General features: G+C 65.0%; 15 protein-coding genes. All 15 read left to right on the forward strand.

The features are described from left to right. The first annotated feature begins 10 nt into the window (after positions 1-10). On the forward strand, positions 11-2,326 hold the full coding sequence (cheA, locus tag P0D71_RS06440; protein WP_408479507.1) for a chemotaxis protein CheA: 2,316 nt from the start codon (positions 11-13) through the stop codon (positions 2,324-2,326). A gap of 63 nt (positions 2,327-2,389) precedes the next feature. Continuing rightward, the gene (locus tag P0D71_RS06445; protein WP_091797992.1) at positions 2,390-2,926 is read left to right on the forward strand and encodes a chemotaxis protein CheW; all 537 of its coding nucleotides are present in this window, start codon (positions 2,390-2,392) and stop codon (positions 2,924-2,926) included. A gap of 42 nt (positions 2,927-2,968) precedes the next feature. After that, positions 2,969-4,828 (forward strand): methyl-accepting chemotaxis protein, encoded by a 1,860-nt coding sequence (locus P0D71_RS06450; protein ID WP_408479508.1) that lies wholly within the window; start codon positions 2,969-2,971, stop codon positions 4,826-4,828. Between the two features lie 204 nt (positions 4,829-5,032). Next, on the forward strand, positions 5,033-5,983 hold the full coding sequence (locus tag P0D71_RS06455) for a CheR family methyltransferase (protein ID WP_091797998.1): 951 nt from the start codon (positions 5,033-5,035) through the stop codon (positions 5,981-5,983). After that, complete coding sequence (cheD, locus tag P0D71_RS06460) at positions 5,980-6,732, forward strand: chemoreceptor glutamine deamidase CheD (protein ID WP_091798001.1); 753 nt, start codon at positions 5,980-5,982, stop codon at positions 6,730-6,732. Before P0D71_RS06455 ends, cheD begins: the two co-directional genes overlap by 4 nt. Positions 6,733-6,737: 5 nt before the next feature. Then, entirely contained in the window at positions 6,738-7,826 is a 1,089-nt protein-coding gene (locus P0D71_RS06465) for a protein-glutamate methylesterase/protein-glutamine glutaminase (protein WP_408181615.1), read from the forward strand. Between the two features lie 74 nt (positions 7,827-7,900). Beyond that, the gene (cheY, locus tag P0D71_RS06470) at positions 7,901-8,296 is read left to right on the forward strand and encodes a chemotaxis response regulator CheY (RefSeq protein ID WP_007179968.1); all 396 of its coding nucleotides are present in this window, start codon (positions 7,901-7,903) and stop codon (positions 8,294-8,296) included. A gap of 1 nt (position 8,297) precedes the next feature. Next, positions 8,298-9,008, forward strand: coding sequence for a protein phosphatase CheZ (cheZ, locus tag P0D71_RS06475; RefSeq protein ID WP_408181612.1), 711 nt, complete (start codon positions 8,298-8,300; stop codon positions 9,006-9,008). Between the two features lie 296 nt (positions 9,009-9,304). Then, a complete protein-coding gene (locus P0D71_RS06480) occupies positions 9,305-9,859 on the forward strand; it encodes a DUF2844 domain-containing protein (protein WP_408479509.1) in 555 nt (184 codons plus the stop codon). Positions 9,860-9,874: 15 nt separating this feature from the next. Then, positions 9,875-11,170 carry a DUF3443 domain-containing protein gene (locus P0D71_RS06485; protein ID WP_408479510.1) on the forward strand — a complete coding sequence of 432 codons (1,296 nt, stop codon included), beginning with the start codon at positions 9,875-9,877 and terminating at the stop codon, positions 11,168-11,170. Between the two features lie 309 nt (positions 11,171-11,479). Further along, complete coding sequence (flhB, locus tag P0D71_RS06490) at positions 11,480-12,700, forward strand: flagellar biosynthesis protein FlhB (RefSeq protein ID WP_408479511.1); 1,221 nt, start codon at positions 11,480-11,482, stop codon at positions 12,698-12,700. Continuing rightward, entirely contained in the window at positions 12,697-14,799 is a 2,103-nt protein-coding gene (flhA, locus tag P0D71_RS06495) for a flagellar biosynthesis protein FlhA (protein ID WP_091798019.1), read from the forward strand. The genes flhB and flhA overlap by 4 nt, the downstream gene beginning before the upstream one ends. A gap of 328 nt (positions 14,800-15,127) precedes the next feature. Beyond that, a complete protein-coding gene (gene flhF / locus P0D71_RS06500) occupies positions 15,128-17,083 on the forward strand; it encodes a flagellar biosynthesis GTPase FlhF (protein ID WP_408479512.1) in 1,956 nt (651 codons plus the stop codon). Next, on the forward strand, positions 17,076-17,945 hold the full coding sequence (locus tag P0D71_RS06505) for a nucleotide-binding protein (protein WP_091798026.1): 870 nt from the start codon (positions 17,076-17,078) through the stop codon (positions 17,943-17,945). Before flhF ends, P0D71_RS06505 begins: the two co-directional genes overlap by 8 nt. A 28-nt stretch (positions 17,946-17,973) precedes the next feature. Further along, complete coding sequence (locus P0D71_RS06510) at positions 17,974-18,708, forward strand: RNA polymerase sigma factor FliA (RefSeq protein WP_091798030.1); 735 nt, start codon at positions 17,974-17,976, stop codon at positions 18,706-18,708. The last annotated feature ends 17 nt before the right edge of the window (positions 18,709-18,725 follow it).

Below are 18,725 nucleotides of genomic sequence, written 5' to 3' on the forward strand. Positions count from 1 at the left end.
TGACCCAGGCATGACACTCGACATCACTCAGTTCTATCAGACGTTTTTCGACGAAGCGGACGAACTGCTCGCGCAGATGGAGCAGTTGCTGCTCAATCTGGATATCGCGCATCCGGACCCCGAAGACCTCGCGGCCATTTTCCGCGCGGCGCATTCGATCAAGGGCGGCGCGGCGACCTTCGGCTTTACCGCGCTGACGGAAACGACCCACATTCTCGAATCGCTGCTCGATCGCGCGCGCAATAACGAACTCGTGCTGCGCAAGGACATGATCGACACGTTCCTCGAAACCAAGGACGTGCTGTCGGGCCAGTTGGCCGATTACCGCGCGAGCGCCGAGCCGGATGCGGCCACCGCTCGTGCGATCTGCGCGAAGCTCGAACGGCTGCACGCGGAGAGCGTCGGCGGCGGCGCGCCCGCTGCGGCGCCGGTTGCCGCAGCCGCGGCACCCATTGCAACAGAGGCAAATCAGGGAGGGTCCGCGCCGGAGCACGTCGTCGAACAGGCGGTCCAGGCAGCGGGTGGATGGACTGACGGCGAACCGGCACAGACCGGGCAAGCCGCGGGTGCCGGCGGTGCGGATGACAGCGCCGGTCCCCATCTGAAAATTACGCTACGGGGCGTTGGTGAGAAGGACCAGGAACTGCTGGCCGAAGAGCTCGGCAACCTGGGCAACATTGTCGGGCAGGTCAAGAGCGGCGGCGATTTGACGCTGTGGCTCGCGACCGATGTGACCTCCGACGACATCATCGCCGTGTGCTGTTTCGTGATCGACGAAAGTCAGATCGTGATCGGCCGCGGCACCGCACCGGCGGAAGAGACGCAGCAAGGCGAACCTGGAACGCCCGACGCTGCCGATTCGTCCCCGGCGCAAGCAGTACCGGCCCATCAGGCGGAACACGCAGCATCGCCGGCACCGGCTGCCGGCACCGCTGCACCCGCTTCGGCGGCCACGCACGGCCTGTTCGACGCACCGGCCGCGCCGGCGTCTGGCGCGGCTCAACCCGCGGCGGCTGGCGCAGCGGCGCCGGCTCAGGCAGCAGCAACTCAAGCAGCAACGACACAAGCAGCAAGCGCGGCCGCGCCCGCCGAGCACGACCGCAAGGCGGCACGTCCGGCTGCGGCGGCAGGCGGAGCGGAAGGCAGCTCGATTCGCGTCGGCGTGGAAAAGGTCGATCAGCTGATCAACCTGGTCGGCGAACTGGTGATCACGCAAGCCATGCTCGCGGAAACCACCAGCACGTTCGACCCGGCGTTGCACGACCGGCTCTTCAACGGCATGGCGCAGCTCGAACGCAATGCGCGCGATCTGCAGGAAGCAGTGATGTCGATCCGCATGATGCCGATGGATTACGTGTTCAGCCGCTTCCCGCGTCTGGTGCGCGATCTGGCGGCGAAACTCGGCAAGGAAGTGGAACTCGTCACCTTCGGTCAGGCGACCGAACTCGACAAGAGCCTCATTGAACGGATCATCGATCCGTTGACTCACCTCGTGCGCAACAGTCTCGACCACGGCATCGAAACCGTGGAAGCGCGGCGCGCGGCGGGCAAGGATTCGACCGGCCAGCTGGTGCTGTCGGCGGCGCATCACGGCGGCAACATCGTCATCGAAGTGAGCGACGACGGCGCGGGCCTGCGCCGTGACAAGATTCTCGCGAAGGCGGCCAAGCAGGGCATGCAGGTCAGCGAGACCATGTCCGACGAAGAAGTCTGGAACCTGATCTTCCTGCCGGGCTTCTCGACGGCGGAACAGGTCACGGATGTGTCGGGCCGCGGCGTCGGCATGGACGTGGTGAAGCGGAACATCCAGTCGATGGGTGGTCACGTGGAAATCACCTCGCACGCCGGCAAGGGCAGCACCACGCGCATCGTGTTGCCGCTCACGCTGGCGATTCTCGACGGCATGTCGGTCAAGGTCGGCAACGAGATCTTCATTCTGCCGCTGAACTTCGTGATGGAGTCGCTGCAACCCCAAGCCGAAGATATTTACACGGTGGCCAACGGCGAGCGTGTGGTGCGGGTGCGCGGTGAATATCTGCCGCTCGTGGCGTTGCACGAAGTGTTCAACGTCGAAGACGCGAAGCAGGAACCCACGCAAGGCATCGTCACCATCATGCAAACCGAGGGGCGCCGCTTTGCGATGCTGATCGACGAACTGGTGGGCCAGCAACAGGTGGTCGTGAAGAATCTGGAAACGAACTACCGCAAGGTGCACGGCATTTCCGCCGCGACCATTCTCGGCGACGGCAGCGTCGCGCTGATCGTCGACGTGGCCGCGTTGAACCGCGAAACGCGCAACGCGCATGGCGCGATGAGCCTCGCATGATGCCGGTCAAACTCGTCTCGACTCTTAATCAACTCATTTCATCCCAACCGTTTGGGGGCTAACGTGGCAGAAGTCCAATCCATCAATTCGAGCGTCGCGAACGCGAACGGTACGACTGGCCGGCGCGACGTGCAGCAGGCAGACGCCGGCGGTCAGGAGTTCCTCGTCTTCACGCTCGGCGCCGAAGAGTACGGCATCGACATTCTCAAGGTGCAGGAAATCCGCGGCTACGACAACGTGACGCGTATCGCCAATGCGCCCGAGTTCATCAAGGGCGTGATCAATCTGCGCGGCATCATCGTGCCGATCGTCGACATGCGCATCAAGTTCCATCTGGGCCGTGTCGAGTACGACCACCAGACGGTGGTGATCATCCTGAACGTCGCGCACCGCGTGGTCGGGATGGTGGTGGACGGCGTGTCGGACGTGCTGACGCTCGCCACCGACCAGATCATGCCCGCGCCGGAATTCGGCGCCACGCTGACGACCGAGTACCTCACGGGGCTGGGCACCGTCGACGGCCGCATGCTGATCCTGATGGACATCGAGAAGCTCATGACCAGCCGCGAAATGGCGCTGATCGAAACGCTCGGCGTCTAACGGCGGCAGCCTTCACGAACGATTGGGATAGGGAGCATCGAAATGTTGAGCAGGTGGTCGATTCGCACGTCGTTGACGATGGTGGGGATCATTCTGGTCGCGCTGACCGTGACGGTCGGCGTACTTGGGCTGAGCGCGTTGAATCGCGCGAGTCAATCGCTCGACCGCATTGCGCGCGGCGATCTGGTCGCCATTCATGCGCTCGACGAAGCTTCGTCGTATCTACTGCGCTCGCGCGTGTCGCTGGACCGCTTCAATGCGTTGAGCGCGGCGGGCGACACGGAGCAGGCGAAGAAGGTGCTCGATCGTGCGCAGGAGTTGTACGGCAAGGGCAATCAGAGCTGGCAGGCTTATCTGGACGCACCCAAAAACGGCGTGGAGCAGGCGCAACTCGACGAACTGCTGACGCGCCGTACGGCGCTGATGCGTGACGGCATGGAGGCAGAGTTCGCCGCGCTGCGCGCGAACGATCTGGCGGCCTACCACGCCATCGCGGACACGAAGATCAGTCCGTGGTTCGTGGCTTACGACAACGCCGCGGCCGCTGTGATCAAGAGCTTGCAGCAACACGCCGTGGATCAGCAGGCGAGCGCGCAATCGAACATCTCGCTGATGACCACGCTGATCATCGCCATCACCGCGCTCGCGCTGCTGATGGTGGTGGGTATCCGTTTCGCGCTGCGCGGCCTGATCGTGCAGCCGCTCGCCGACGCGACGGCGTGCTTCGAGCGCATTGCTTCGGGCGATCTGTCCGAGGCGATCAACGTATTCAGCAGCAATGAAATCGGGCGGTTGTTCGCGGGCATCAAGCGCATGCAGGACAGCATGTCGACGATGGTGAAAGCGGTTCACAGCAGCACGGAATCGATCGACACCGGCGCCCGCGAAATTGCGATGGGCAACACCGATCTCTCACAGCGCACCGAACAGCAGGCTGCCTCGTTGCAGGAAACCGCGTCGAGCATGGAGCAACTGACCGGCACCGTGCGGCAGAACGCCGAGAACGCGCGTCAGGCGAGCCAGCTGGCGGTCAATGCGTCCGATATCGCCACGCGCGGCGGCGACGTGGTGAGCCAGGTCGTCACGACCATGCAGGATATCGCGAGCAGCTCGAACAAGGTCGTCGACATCATCGGCGTGATCGAAGGCATTGCCTTCCAGACCAATATTCTCGCGTTGAACGCGGCAGTCGAAGCGGCGCGCGCCGGCGAACAGGGCCGCGGCTTTGCCGTGGTGGCCGGCGAAGTGCGCAGCCTCGCGCAGCGCAGCGCCAGTGCCGCGAAGGAAATCAAGGAACTGATCGGCGACTCGGTCGACAAGGTGCAAAGCGGTTCGGCGCTGGTCGGCCGCGCGGGCACCACGATGGATGAGATCGTGCAGGCCGTGCGCCGTGTGACCGACATCATGGGCGAAATCAGCGCGGCGTCCGAGGAGCAGTCGGGCGGCATCGAACAGGTGAATCGCGCCGTCGTGCAGATGGACGAAGTCACGCAGCAGAACGCGGCGCTGGTCGAACAGGCGGCGGCCGCGGCTGCTTCGCTCGAAGATCAGACGCGCCAATTGCAGGCGGTGGTGAACGGCTGGAAAGTGGCCGGCGGCCCGGCGGTGCGCAGCAGCGCACCGGTACGTCCGCACACGGCGCAGCCTCGCGTCACCGGCAGCAAGAGCAAGCCGGCCGCCAAAGCCGCGCCGCAGGTGTCCGCGCATGGCGCAGCGCATCCGGTTGCGGCTACGGCGGCAACGAACACCGCGCAGGCGTCGGTCAATCACGATGCAGGCTCGGCACGCGTCGAACCGGCGCTCAAGCCGAAGCCGGCCCGTGCGCCATCCGAATCCGCAGCACGTCCGGCCGCCGTCAGCGCGGCCACGGCAAGCTCGGACGCGGACTGGGAAACATTCTAGGAAGTGGCACAAAGACATGCAGTCATTCGACATCTCGCTCCATGAGGGGCGAATCATCGAAGCACGCTTTAGCAGCGTGTCGCGGGCCGACTGCGTGTTGCCAGAACTCGCGGGCGGGCGCGACCCCGCGAACACAATCCCTTCTTCTCAGGCAAACGGCCTGGGCGGAAAGCGGGATGGCTCGTATCGCAGGCAGGAATCTTCATGATGGCAACGCGCGCACAGCACCGTCCCGAACGGGCGGAGCCGGTTAGGTCCGGCGAACAGGGAAGAGACTTCGAGTTCACGTCGGCGGATTTCGCCCGTATTCGCGAACTGATCCACAGCAGCGCGGGCATCTCGCTGTCGGATCACAAGCGCGATATGGCGTATAGCCGGCTGGCGCGCCGTCTGCGCACCCGCGGCCTCGACACGTTCAAGCAGTATCTCGATCTGCTGGAAGCCGAGAACGATCCGGCCGAGTGGGAAGCGTTCACCAATGCGTTGACCACCAATCTGACGGCCTTCTTTCGCGAAGCGCACCACTTTCCGATCCTCGCCGAGTTCGTGCCGCGCCGCGCGCAGCCGGTTTCGGTATGGTGCTCGGCGGCTTCGACCGGCGAGGAGCCGTACTCGATCGCGATGACGCTAATCGAAGCGCTCGGCGAGAGCGGCGCGCGCCAGGCCTCCGTGCTCGCCACCGATATCGACACGCAGGTGCTGGCCAAGGCCGAAGCCGGCATGTACCAGTTCGACCAGGTGAAGCACCTGTCGCCCGAGCGGCTCAAACGCTTCTTCCTGAAGGGCACCGGCGCGCATGCCGGCATGGTCAAGGTGCGTCCGGAAGTGCGCGCGCTGGTGCGCTTCCAGCAACTGAACCTGACCGACCGCGATTACCAGTTGCGCTCGCAATTCGACGCGATCTTCTGCCGCAACGTGATGATCTATTTCGACAAGCCGACTCAAGCGCAAGTGCTCGCACGCTTCGAGCCGCTGGTGAAGCCGGGCGGGCTGTTGTTCGCCGGTCATTCGGAAAACTTCACGTACGTCACGCAAGCGTTCAAGCTGCGCGGCCAGACCGTCTACGAATTGACGCGCGACGCCGCCGGCGAGCGGACGGCGGCACGCACGAGCGCAACCGCGGCGCGCCACACGACGAGCGGGGTGACGGTATGAGCAGCGCCCTGCCGATCGCGACCAATCTGTACTACGACAACCACTTCCAGCGCCCCGGCGTGAAGCTGTTGCCCAACGAGTTCTACACCACCCACGAAGACATGGTGCTGGTCACCGTGCTGGGCTCGTGCGTGGCGGCCTGCATTCAGGATCGCACGGCGGGTATCGGCGGCATGAATCACTTCATGCTGCCCGACGACGGCGCGGACGTCGGCCAGCCCGCATCGGATTCGATGCGCTACGGTGCGTACGCGATGGAAGTGCTGATCAACGAACTCATCAAGGCCGGCGGCCGGCGCGAGCGCTTCGAAGCCAAGGTGTTTGGCGGCGGCGCGGTGCTCGCGGGCATGACCACGATGAACATCGGCGATCGCAATTCGGAGTTCGTGCGCCGCTATCTGGCGCTCGAAAAGATCCGCATCGTCGCCGAGGACTTGCAGGGCTCGCACCCGCGCAAGGTGGCGTTCATGCCGCGCACCGGCCAGGTGATGGTGAAGAAGTTGCGCCTGCAGCAGGAAGCGGGCGTGGCCGAGCGCGAACAGGCGCTGATGCGGCAAAGCGCGCAAGCGCGCGCCGAGCGGCTCGCCGCGGCGCGCAAGCGGGTGGAATTGTTCTCGACGCCGGCCGCGTCGAAACCCAAGGTCGAGCTGTTTTCGACGCCCGCAGCAGGCCGCCCGAAGGTCGAGCTGTTCGGGACCACGCCGCGCCCGATTAACTCAAACAACGCCAGAACTACAGAGGAGGCGTGAGCGCTGTGCAAAAGATCAAAGTACTGTGCGTCGACGATTCGGCACTGATCCGCAGCCTGATGACGGAAATCATCAACGGCCAGCCGGACATGACGGTGGTGGCGACCGCACCCGACCCGCTGGTCGCGCGCGAGCTCATCAAGCAGCACAACCCGGACGTGCTGACGCTCGACGTCGAAATGCCGCGCATGGACGGCCTCGATTTCCTCGAGAAGCTGATGCGCCTGCGGCCGATGCCGGTCGTGATGGTGTCGTCGCTGACCGAGCGCGGCAACGAAATCACGCTGCGCGCGCTGGAACTCGGCGCGGTCGACTTCGTCACCAAGCCGAAGGTCGGCATTCGCGACGGCATGCTCGACTATTCCGAAAAGCTCGCCGACAAGATTCGCGCGGCGGCCCGCGCGCGCGTGCGCCAGGCCGCGCCGGTGCAGCACGCGGCCACGCATGCCGCGCATGCGCCGGTCGGCGCCGCGCCGCTCTTCAACAATCCGCTGCTCAGTACCGAGAAGCTGATTATCGTCGGCGCATCGACGGGCGGCACCGAAGCGATCCGCGAAGTGCTCGTGCCGCTGCCGCCGGACGCGCCCGCCGTGCTGATCGCGCAGCATATGCCGCCGGGCTTCACAAAATCTTTTGCGCAACGCCTCAATGGTTTGTGCCGGATTACCGTTAAAGAGGCAGAGCACGGCGAACGCGTACTGCCGGGACATGCGTATATCGCGCCTGGCCACGCTCACCTGTTGCTTGCTCGCAGTGGCGCGAACTATATTGCTCACCTTTCGGACGAACCGCCGGTGAACCGGCATCGTCCGTCAGTGGATGTGCTGTTCCGTTCGGCCGCGCAGCACGCGGGCAAGAACGCGGTCGGGGTGATTCTGACCGGGATGGGGCGCGACGGCGCCGCCGGACTGCTGGACATGAAAAAAGCAGGGGCGTATACCCTTGCGCAGGACGAAGCGAGCTGTATCGTGTTCGGCATGCCGCGTGAAGCGATTGCGCTCGGCGCGGCCGACGAGATCGCGTCGTTGCCGGAAATGAGCCGGCGTGTGATGGCGCGTCTGTCGTCGATGGGCGATCGCGTTCAGCGGGTATGATGCGCGCCAGCAGGATTTGAGACGCGGTTTGAGGCAGTCAGGCGCCGCACCATGGAAAAAGCAAAGGGAATGAAATGGATAAGGGAATGAAGATTCTGGTGGTTGACGACTTTCCGACGATGCGCCGGATCGTCCGCAACCTGCTCAAAGAGCTCGGCTACTCGAACGTCGACGAAGCCGAAGATGGCCAGGCCGGTCTCGCGCGTCTGCGCGGAGGCACGTACGACTTCGTGATCTCCGACTGGAACATGCCGAACCTGGACGGTCTGGCCATGCTCAAGGAAATCCGCGCCGACGCCAACCTGACGCACCTGCCGGTGCTGATGGTGACGGCTGAGTCGAAGAAGGAAAACATCATCGCGGCGGCTCAGGCCGGCGCGAGTGGTTATGTCGTCAAGCCGTTCACGGCCGCGACGCTCGACGAGAAGCTCAACAAGATTCTCGAGAAGATGGCCAAAGCCGGGAGCTGATGTGAATCTGCCGACCAACGCGCAAGGCGCCGAAGCGGTCAATGAGAGCGGCGACTTCGCGTCCGACCGTATCCTCGCCCGTATCGGACAACTGACGCGCACGCTGCGCGACTCGATGCGTGAGCTTGGGCTCGACAAGCATGTCGAACGTGCGGCGGAAGCCGTGCCCGATGCTCGCGACCGTCTGAAGTACATCGCGGATATGACGGAGCAGGCCGCCGAGCGCGTGCTGTCCGCGATCGACATCGCCAAGCCGCTCCAGGAACAGTTGAAGGACGACGCGGGCAAACTCGATGCGCGTTGGGAGCAGTGGTACGCGGCGCCGATCGAGCGCGAGGAAGTGCGCGCGCTGATGGACGACACGCGAACCTTCCTGCGCGGCGTGCCCGAGGCGGCGAGCGCGACCAACGCGCAGTTGATGGAGATCATGCTGGCGCAGGACTTCCAGGATCTGACCGGCCAGGTCATCAAGAAGATCACGGATGTTGTGTACCTGATCGAGCAGCAACTGCTCGGCGTGCTGGTCGAGAACATCGCGCTCGAACGGCGCGAGCAGTTCGCGGCGAACGCGGCGGCGCTGGCGGCCGAAGTCTCGCCGACCGGCAGCCCCGAACATCTGCTGAACGGCCCGCAGATCAATCCGGAAGGCAAAACGGATGTGGTGCAGGACCAGTCGCAAGTCGACGATCTGCTGGCCAGCCTCGGCTTCTGACCTGCCGAAGCCGCCTCACCACTGCTGCACTTCGCGGACCGCCGCACCGGGTCGCGCGACAGGACGATGACGCATAGCAAGCCACGCCTTCGCGCGTGCTTGCTGCCCGCGGACACAAACCACAGGCATACTACGACCTCAAGCAGCGCCACGGCGTGCCGGAGGAGGCTGCCTCCGGCCGGTGGCACGGTGGGGAACCTCCTCGCGGTGCCACCGCAGCCGTGTCGTATGATTTGCATAAATGCAGCCGGTTCGCGCGGATGCGAGCCGAGCAGCAGATCGGGAGGAGCTTCGTCATGTGGAGTCGTGTACGCCGCGCCGGGATCGTTACGGCGCTTGCCTTGCCTTGTTCGCTTATCGCCGTGCAGTCCGCTCATGCGGGACTGGGCGGCACCCCCATGACGCCTCCTTCGGACGCGTCGGTCTCGTCCCGCACCATTCAGCCCGGTAGCGGCGCCGCCAATGCGGCGCAAAGCGTGATGCGCTCCGCGTCCAGCGCGGCTTCCTCCACCTCGGCTTCTACGTCTTCCACGTCCTATACCGTGCGTGAAACCACGCTCGGCAGCGGCACCGTGATTCGCGAATATCTCGCCGCGGACGGCTCCGTCTTCGGCATTGCATGGCACGGCCCGCAAATGCCGGATCTGAACGACCTGCTAGGCAACTATTTCCCGCAATACGTGGCCGGCGTGAAGGCCGCACGCGCGTCGCGCGGCGGCGGCCGTGGCCCTGTCGCGGTCGACCAGAGCAGCCTCGTGGTGCGCTCCGGCGGACATATGGGCGCGTTCAGCGGTCAGGCGTGGTTGCCCCCGGCGTTGCCCGCCGGCGTCAGCGGTTCCGACATCCAGTAATAGCGAGGACGAGACATGCGAACCAAGCATATTGCTGTGAAGTTCAAGGGTTGGATGCAGGCTGTCGCGGCCCTGGCGCTGGTATCGGCGCTCGTCGCGTGCGGCGGCGGTGGCGGCAGTTCCGGCGATTCGTCGACCACGCTGAACGGCGGCTCGCTGCCGGCCAGCCCGATCCAGCAACCGATCGCCGCGACTGCGGCGAACACCGTGCCGATCACAGTTGGCCCGGGCGTAAGTGGGGTCGTCAATATTCCGACGGTCAGCGTGACCATCTGCGCGCCTGGCTCGAGCTCGAATTGCCAGACGATCAACAATATCCAGGTCGATACCGGCTCGTTCGGGTTGCGCGTGGTCAGCTCGGCCCTGAACGCTTCCGTGCTCAATGCGTTGCCCGTCGGCACCGTCAGCGGCAGCGGCGCGCAGCTCGCCGAATGCGCGACTTTCGCGGACGGCTTCACGTGGGGCACCGTGCGCACCGCGACCATTGCGATCGGCAGTGAGAGAACCACGGCGGCGATCCCGCTGCAGATCATCGGGGACAAGGACTCCAGCACCGTGCCTACTGCTGGCTGTGGCAGCGGCTCGCCGCAAAACACGGTCGGCGATCTCGGCGCCAACGGCATTCTCGGCATCGGCAACTCGACCACGGATTGCGGCGCGACCTGCGCGAACGCGTCGACGGCGGCGAATTACAGCAACTACTTCGCGTGTCCGGGCGGCGCCTCCTGTACCCGCACGCCGGTGCCGCTCGCCCAACAGGTGGCTAATCCGGTCGCCTATTTCCCGACCGACAACAACGGTGTGATCGTGCAGATGCCGCCGGTGCCGGACACCGGCGCGCCCTCGGCTACCGGCACATTAGTGTTGGGCATCGGTACGCAGTCGAACAATGCGCTCACCGGCGCCCAGGTCTTCACCACCGACACCTACGGCAATCTGAACAACAGCGTGTTCAATGGCACGACGGTGCAGGCGTTCCTCGATTCGGGCTCGAACGGCTACTTCTTTGCCGATAGCTCCCTCGCGCTGTGCGGCAGCAACTATGCGGGCTTCTATTGCCCGTCGTCCGCGCAAACCCGCTCGGTGACGCTGGTCGGACTGAACAATAGCCGGGCCAGCGCCAGCATCGGCATTCTGAGCGCAGCCACGCTGTTCGGCAAAGGCAACAACTATGCGTTCAACGACCTCGCCGGACAGATCGGCGGCAACAGCAGCTTCGATCTCGGTCTGCCGTTCTTCTATGGCCGCCACGTCTATTACGGCCTCGATCAGACCGCGAATGGCGGCCAGACGCCTTACGTGGCCTTCTGATCAAGGCTCCGCACTGAACGGTTGAAGGTTCATCCGACGCCCGCGCGAGTTCGCGTGGGCGTCGGCGCCGAACGCGAGCGGGCGCTGCGGGCGGCCCCATGCTGACTGCTCGCCCAGAGCCACCCGAAGCCGTCCCGTTGCGCCGCCCCGGCGCTGCCAGCAAGGCGGACCGACTGGCGTGCCTGCGCTTTCATCCCTCGAAATACCCCCCTTTCTCCGCCCTTATCCGCCGATCGGTGCTTGCGTCGAGCGGGAATAATCGCTCTCACTGGAAAGAGGCGCCGTGCCTCAGCCGACTGGAGAGCTTTTGTGGCAGAGGATAGCGACCTCGAGAAAACCGAATCAGCCACTCCCCGGCGCCTGCAGAAGGCGCGCGAGGAAGGGCAGATCGTGCGCTCGCGGGAACTGTCCACGTTTGCGCTGCTCGCGGCGGGGTTCTTCGGCGTGTGGGGGATGTCGGGCAGCATTGGCGACCATTTGCAGAGCATGCTGCGCGCGGCCTTCACGTTCGATCATGCCTGCGCTTTCGAAACCCGCCGCATGATGATCGGCGCGGGCGTGGCGAGTCGCGAAGGGCTCTACGCGCTGCTGCCGATTCTCGGCTTCACCGGCGCGGCCGCGTTGCTTGCGCCGATGGCGCTCGGCGGCTGGCAGTTGTCGGCCAAAGGCCTCGAGCCGAAGTTCGACCGCCTCAATCCGATCGCCGGCCTCGGCAAGATGTTTTCGATCAACGGGCCGATCCAGCTCGGCTTGTCTCTCGTCAAAACGCTGGTGGTCGGTGTGATCGGCGGGACGGCGATCTGGAATCGCCGTGAAGAGATTCTCGCGCTGGCGACCCAGCCGTTGCAGCTCGCACTGGCCAACGGCACGCATCTGATCGCCGTGTGCTGTGGCATGACGGTAGCGGGCATGTTCGTCGTCGCCGCGCTCGATGTGCCGTATCAACTGTGGCAGTTCCACAAAAAGCTGCGCATGACGAAGGAAGAAGTGAAGCGCGAACACCGCGAAAGCGAAGGCGATCCGCACGTCAAAGGCCGGATTCGCCAGCAGCAGCGCGCGATTGCTCGCCGCCGCATGATGACCAACGTGCCGAAGGCCGACGTGGTGGTGACCAACCCGACGCACTTTGCCGTGGCGCTGCAATACACCGATGGCGAGATGCGTGCGCCGAAGGTGGTCGCCAAGGGCGTGAACCTGGTGGCCGCGCGGATTCGTGAGATCGCCGCCGAAAACAACGTGCCGTTGCTGGAAGCGCCGCCGCTCGCGCGGGCGCTCTATCACAACGTGGAACTGAACCGCGAGATTCCGGGCCCGCTGTATGGCGCGGTCGCCGAAGTGCTCGCGTGGGTTTATCAGTTACGCCGCTTCAAAACCGAGGGCGGCGCCGTGCCGATGGCGCCGACCGAACTCGACGTGCCCGCGGAACTCGACAAGGGCGGCGTATCGGACGACGAAGCCGATCAGGAAGCCGCCGACACGCTCAACCCCGCCAACCCAGATAACGACGACGCTTCAGGAGCCTCCGCATGAACGCTCGCGCCGGTTTCCTCGCTCGACGGCCCGATGCCTTGAGCGGCACCAATTTGCGCGCCCTCGCCGGGCCGGTGCTGATCTGCATGATCCTCGGCATGATGATTCTGCCGTTGCCGCCGTTCCTGCTGGATCTGCTGTTCACCTTCAACATCGCGCTTTCCGTGATGGTGCTGCTCGTCAGCATGTACACGATGAAGCCGCTCGACTTCGCCGCGTTCCCGAGCGTGCTGCTGTTCTCGACCTTGCTGCGCCTGTCGCTGAACGTGGCGTCCACGCGGGTCGTGCTGCTCGAAGGCCATACCGGCCCCGATGCGGCGGGTCAGGTGATCGAATCGTTCGGCCACTTCCTCGTGGGCGGCAACTTCGCGGTCGGTATCGTCGTCTTCATCATCCTGATGGTGATCAACTTCATGGTGATCACCAAGGGCGCGGGGCGGATCGCGGAAGTGTCCGCGCGCTTCACGCTCGACGCGATGCCCGGCAAGCAGATGGCGATCGACGCCGACCTGAACGCCGGCCTCATCAACGAAGAACAGGCCCGCAAGCGCCGCTCCGAGGTCTCGCAGGAAGCCGAGTTCTACGGCTCGATGGACGGCGCGAGCAAGTTCGTGCGCGGCGATGCGATCGCCGGTTTGCTGATCATGGTGATCAACATCGTCGGCGGCCTGATCGTCGGGATGGTTCAGCACGGCATGGACTTCGCGTCCGCGGGCAAGAACTACACGCTGCTGACCATTGGTGACGGCCTTGTCGCGCAGATCCCTTCGCTGGTGATTTCGACGGCGGCCGGTGTGATCGTGTCGCGCGTCGCGACCAACGAGGACATCGGCACGCAGCTCACTGGCCAGTTGTTCACGAATCCGCGCGTGCTGGTGATTACCGGCTGCATTCTCGTGCTGATGGGCCTGATTCCGGGCATGCCGCACTTCGCGTTTCTGATTCTCGGCGGCGGTCTGATCCAGCTTGGCCGCACCATGAAAAAGCGCGCGGAGGAACGCAAGAACACCACGGCGCTCGTGGATGTCGCACCGGCCGCGATGGCGCCGGTCGAAAACACCGAAGCGAGCTGGGACGACGTGACGATGATCGACACGCTCGGCCTCGAAGTCGGCTACCGGCTGATTCCGCTCGTCGACAAGAACTCGGACGGCGAACTGCTCAAGCGGATCAAGAGCATCCGCAAGAAGTTCGCGCAGGAAATCGGCTTTCTGCCGCCGGTCATTCATATTCGCGACAACCTGGAATTGCGGCCGAACGGCTATCGCATCGCGCTGAAGGGCGTCGAAGTGGGCGTTGGCGAAGCGTATCCGGGCCAGTGGCTGGCGATCAATCCGGGGCAAGTGTCCGCCGCGCTGCCGGGCACACCGACGCAAGACCCCGCGTTCGGCTTGCCGGCCATCTGGATCGACACGAACCTGCGCGAACAGGCGCAGGTGTACGGCTACACGGTGGTCGATTCGAGCACGGTGGTGGCGACGCACCTGAATCACCTCGTGGTCACGCATGCATCCGAACTGCTCGGCCGACGGGAAGTACAGGCACTGCTCGAGCGGATGCAGAAGGACACGCCGTCGCTGGTCGACGATCTGGTGCCGAAGTCGCTGCCGCTCACCACGCTGCAAAAGGTGCTGCAAAACCTGCTGGAAGAGGGTGTGCCGATCCGCGACATGCGCACGATCCTCGAAGCGCTCTCCGAGCACACGCCGAAGATTACCGACGCGCACGATCTCACCGCCGCCGTGCGTCTCGCGCTCGGTCGCGCGATCACGCAGCAGTGGTTCCCGGGCACCGGCGACATGCAAGTGATGGGCCTCGATTCGAATCTCGAACGGGTGTTGTCGCAGGCGCTCTCGACCGGTTCCAATCCCGGTCTCGAACCGGGGCTCGCACACACGCTGCTGAACGAAACCCAGAAGGCAATGACGCGTCAGCAGAACCTCGGGCTCGCGCCGGTGCTGCTGGTGCAGCACGCATTGCGGCCGATGCTCGCGCGTTTCCTGCGCCGCAGCCTGCCGCAGCTGAAGGTGCTGTCGTATGCGGAAGTGCCTGACACGCGCAATATCAAGGTGGTGAATCTGATCGGCGCGCACGGGTAAGACGGATCGTTCACCGAAGGCCGCTTCTGGCCGATGTTCTTTGCCGGCGCTCGATGAGCGCCGGTTTTCATTTCGGCGCCCGATTCTCTATCCGGCAAGCGGACGGCCGCGCCCATGCTCTGCCCGCGAACGCACCGCCGGGCGCGCGGCAAAGGCACGCTTGCGAGCGTCGTGCGCGTGAGTTGCTGCACGTTTCCATCGCCCGAATTGCCCACGTTTAACGGTCTTTATCCATCGATCGTGACTCGACGGGTTTCGCAATAATGATCTCAATGGGAAGCGGTATGTTGCCGGTCCGTTAGTCCGTTTACCTCATCGGGGGTCCAGCTTGAACATTCGTAAATTTGTCGGTGCTACCAGTCGTGATGCGCTGCGTCTCGTGCGCGAAGCGTTGGGCGCGGATGCCGTCGTGCTGTCCAATCGCACGATGGACGACGGCAGCGTCGAGATCGTCGCGCTGGCCGACAGCGACCTCGCCGCCATCACGCCGAAAGTCCCGCGCGTGAGCGCCGGCGCACCGCAGGCTGGGCCGATGAATGCCATGGCTGGACAACCCGCGCTGGCCGCACCGCGCGCCATGCCGGCCGCATCGACGATGCAGACGAATCCGTATGCGAGCGGCATGCCTGACGTGTTCTCCTCGGTGTTCGGCGCGAGCCCGGAAGCCGGTGCGGAGAATCAGGGCAACAGCGCTTCCACCGCCCATTCCAGCTTCGCCGACGATGACGCGAACGACGCTCCGCCCACCGCCATGAAGCCGGCTGTGAGCGCGCCGAAGGCCGCGCTGCCGGGCACGCCCAAAGCGTCGCCTGCCGCCCCGGTCAAGGCAGCGGCGAGCTCGCCGTCGCAACCGGTCAGCCCCGAGCGGCCGAGCGCTCGTGCCGCGGCTTCGCGTCTCACCGAAGACATCCGCGCCGATCTGCTCAAAGCTGCCGGCGTGCCGGCCGCAGCCGTGGCGCCGACTGGCGACGCGCAGACGCCGCGCACGATGGCCGAATCGAATCCCTGGCTGATCGACCACGCTCGCCGCATTGCCGCCGAACAACAGCAGCAGGGCGAATACAGCGCGCGTCCCGCCGCGATGACGCCGGCCGCCGCGATGGCCAAGGGCCTCGGCGCCGCCGTCGAACCGGGCAACGCCGCCGCGCCGCAAGCCGTCGATACGCCCGACTGGGCCCGCGAAGGCGCGCAAGCCGCCGCGCGCCGCGCCGCGCAGAAAAACGCACCGCCGCCGTCCTCGCACGACGACGCCCGCACGCCCGCTTCGGTTGCCGAAGCGATCAAGGCGCGCATGGAGCAGGTCGTCAATGACACCGTGATGAGCGAACTGTCGTCGATGCGCGGAATGATGGAAGAACACTTTGCCGGTCTGCTGTGGGGCGAGCGCCAGCGCCGCAACCCGGCGCGCGCCGCGCTCACCAAGCATCTGTTCGCCGCGGGTTTTTCCGCGCAGCTCGTGCAGATGATGGTCGACAACCTGCCGGACGACATCGAGAGCATGGAAGGCGGCATGGATTGGGTGCGCTCGGTACTCGAATCGAACCTGCCGGTGATGGAAGACGAGGACGCGCTGATGGAGCGCGGCGGCGTATTCGCGCTGATGGGCCCGACGGGCGTCGGCAAGACCACGACGACCGCCAAGCTCGCCGCGCGCTGCGTGATGCGCTTCGGCGCCAGCAAGGTCGCATTGCTCACCACCGACAGCTACCGGATCGGCGGCCACGAACAACTGCGCATCTTCGGCAAGATTCTCGGCGTGTCGGTGCACGCGGTGAAAGACGGCGCCGACCTGCAACTCGCGCTCTCCGAACTGCGCAACAAGCACATCGTGCTGATCGACACGATCGGCATGAGCCAGCGCGACCGCCTCGTCTCCGATCAGATCGCCATGCTGTGCCACGCCGGTCAGCCGGTGCAGCGCCTGTTGCTGCTCAACGCAACGAGCCACGGCGACACGCTCAACGAGGTCGTGCAGGCCTATCAGCGCGCGCCCGACCAACAGCCGCTCGCCGGCTGCATTCTGACCAAGCTCGACGAAGCCACCAACCTGGGCGGCGTGCTCGATACGGTGATCCGCTACAAGCTGCCGGTGCACTACGTGTCGACCGGTCAGAAGGTGCCGGAGAACCTGTACGTCGCGACCCGCAAATTCCTGATCAAGAGCACCTTCTGCATACCGCGCGACAACTCGCCGTTCGTGCCGCACGACGACGACATTCCGGGATTGCTGTCCGCGTTGTCCGCGCGCTCGACGGCCGAATTGCACGAGGTCCGCTTTGGATAAGCTCATCTCCGATCAGGCTGAAGGACTGCGGCGGATGCTGGCTCGCAGCGGCTCGCGTGTGATTGCGGTGACGGCCGGTTCGGCCGGCGCCGGCTCTACGACGACGGTGGTGAACCTTGCCGCCGCGCTGGCGCAGCAGGGCAAGGACGTGCTGGTGATCGACGAATGCCTCGGCGAGAAGTCGGTGAGCGCGATGCTCGGCGGCGTACGCGGCGCAGGCAATTTCGCCGCCGTGATGCGCGGCGAGATGACGCTCGACGACGCTGCCGCGCGCAACGCGCTCGGCTTCTCGGTACTGGCCGCCTCGCGGCTGAACCGTGAGGGTCACACCGCCGCCGAATTAGGTGTGGTGCTGCGCGGCTCCGCCGACGTCGTGCTGATCGATGCGCAACTCGATCCGCAAGGCCACCTGTCGGCGCTCGCGAAACAGGCGCACGACGTGATGATCGTCACGCGCATGGCCGCGCAGGCCATCACCGACGCGTACGCGTGCATGAAGCGCCTGCACTACGGACATGCGATCGCGCAGTTCCGGGTGCTGGTGAACTACGTGCAGAGCGTGAACGACGCGCATACCGCCTTTGCAAACCTGGCCGGCGTGGCCGGGCGCTACCTGACGGTCGCGCTGGAAGACGCCGGTTGTATTGCCGCCGATGCGCGGATGGCGCGAGCCCTGGAGTTGTCGCGTTGTGTCGTCGATGCGTTCCCGTCGACACCGGCTGCGCGCGACTACCGGCATCTCGCCGCCGAATTGCAGTACTGGCCGATGCGGTCAGCGATGTCGTCGCAAACGCCCTGGATGGCGCCTGCGACAGTTACAGCGGCGCAACACGCCGACCAACCGTCTGCGCAGCACGCCTGAGAGGCGGCACAAGGACAAGGGGAGCACGATGTATAACGCTCAGGGAAAGATTTCCCAAGCCGAAGTTCTGACCAAGTACGCACCGCTCGTGCGTCGCCTCGGCTTGCAGCTCGTCGCGAAGATGCCGGCGAGCGTCGATCTCGACGACCTGATCCAGGCCGGCATGATTGGACTTCTGGACGCGGCGAGCCGCTACAAGGAAGACCAGGGCGCGCAGTTCGAGACGTATGCCAGCCAGCGGATTCGCGGCGCGATGCTCGACGAATTGCGCAGCAACGACTGGTTGCCGCGCAGCTTGCGGCGCACCTCGCGCGAAGTGGAAACGGCGGTGCACAAGGTGGAGCAGAATCTGGGCCGCTCAGCGAGTGAAACGGAGATTGCCGAACACCTGCAAATGCCGCTCGATGAGTATCAGTCGATGCTGCAGGATCTGCATGGCAGCCAGCTAATCTATTACGAAGACTTCGACCGTTCGGCGGACGACGAGCCGTTCCTCGACCGCTACTGCGTCGATCATTCGGACCCGCTGTCGGCGCTGCTCGACGACAGCCTGCGCTCGGCGCTGGTGGAGGCGATCGATCGCCTGCCGGAGCGCGAGAAGCTGCTGATGTCGCTGTACTACGAACGCGGCATGAACCTGCGTGAAATTGGCGCGGTGATGGAAGTGAGCGAATCGCGAGTGTGCCAGTTGCACAGCCAGGCCGTGGCCCGTTTGCGCACGCGCTTGCGCGAGATGGCTTGGGCGAACGCCGAGGCAACCTGAAGCGCGGGTTCAGTGTT

Origin of the sequence: Paraburkholderia sp. RL17-383-BIF-A (genome assembly GCF_046028015.1) — a bacterium.
Lineage (GTDB): Bacteria > Pseudomonadota > Gammaproteobacteria > Burkholderiales > Burkholderiaceae > Paraburkholderia.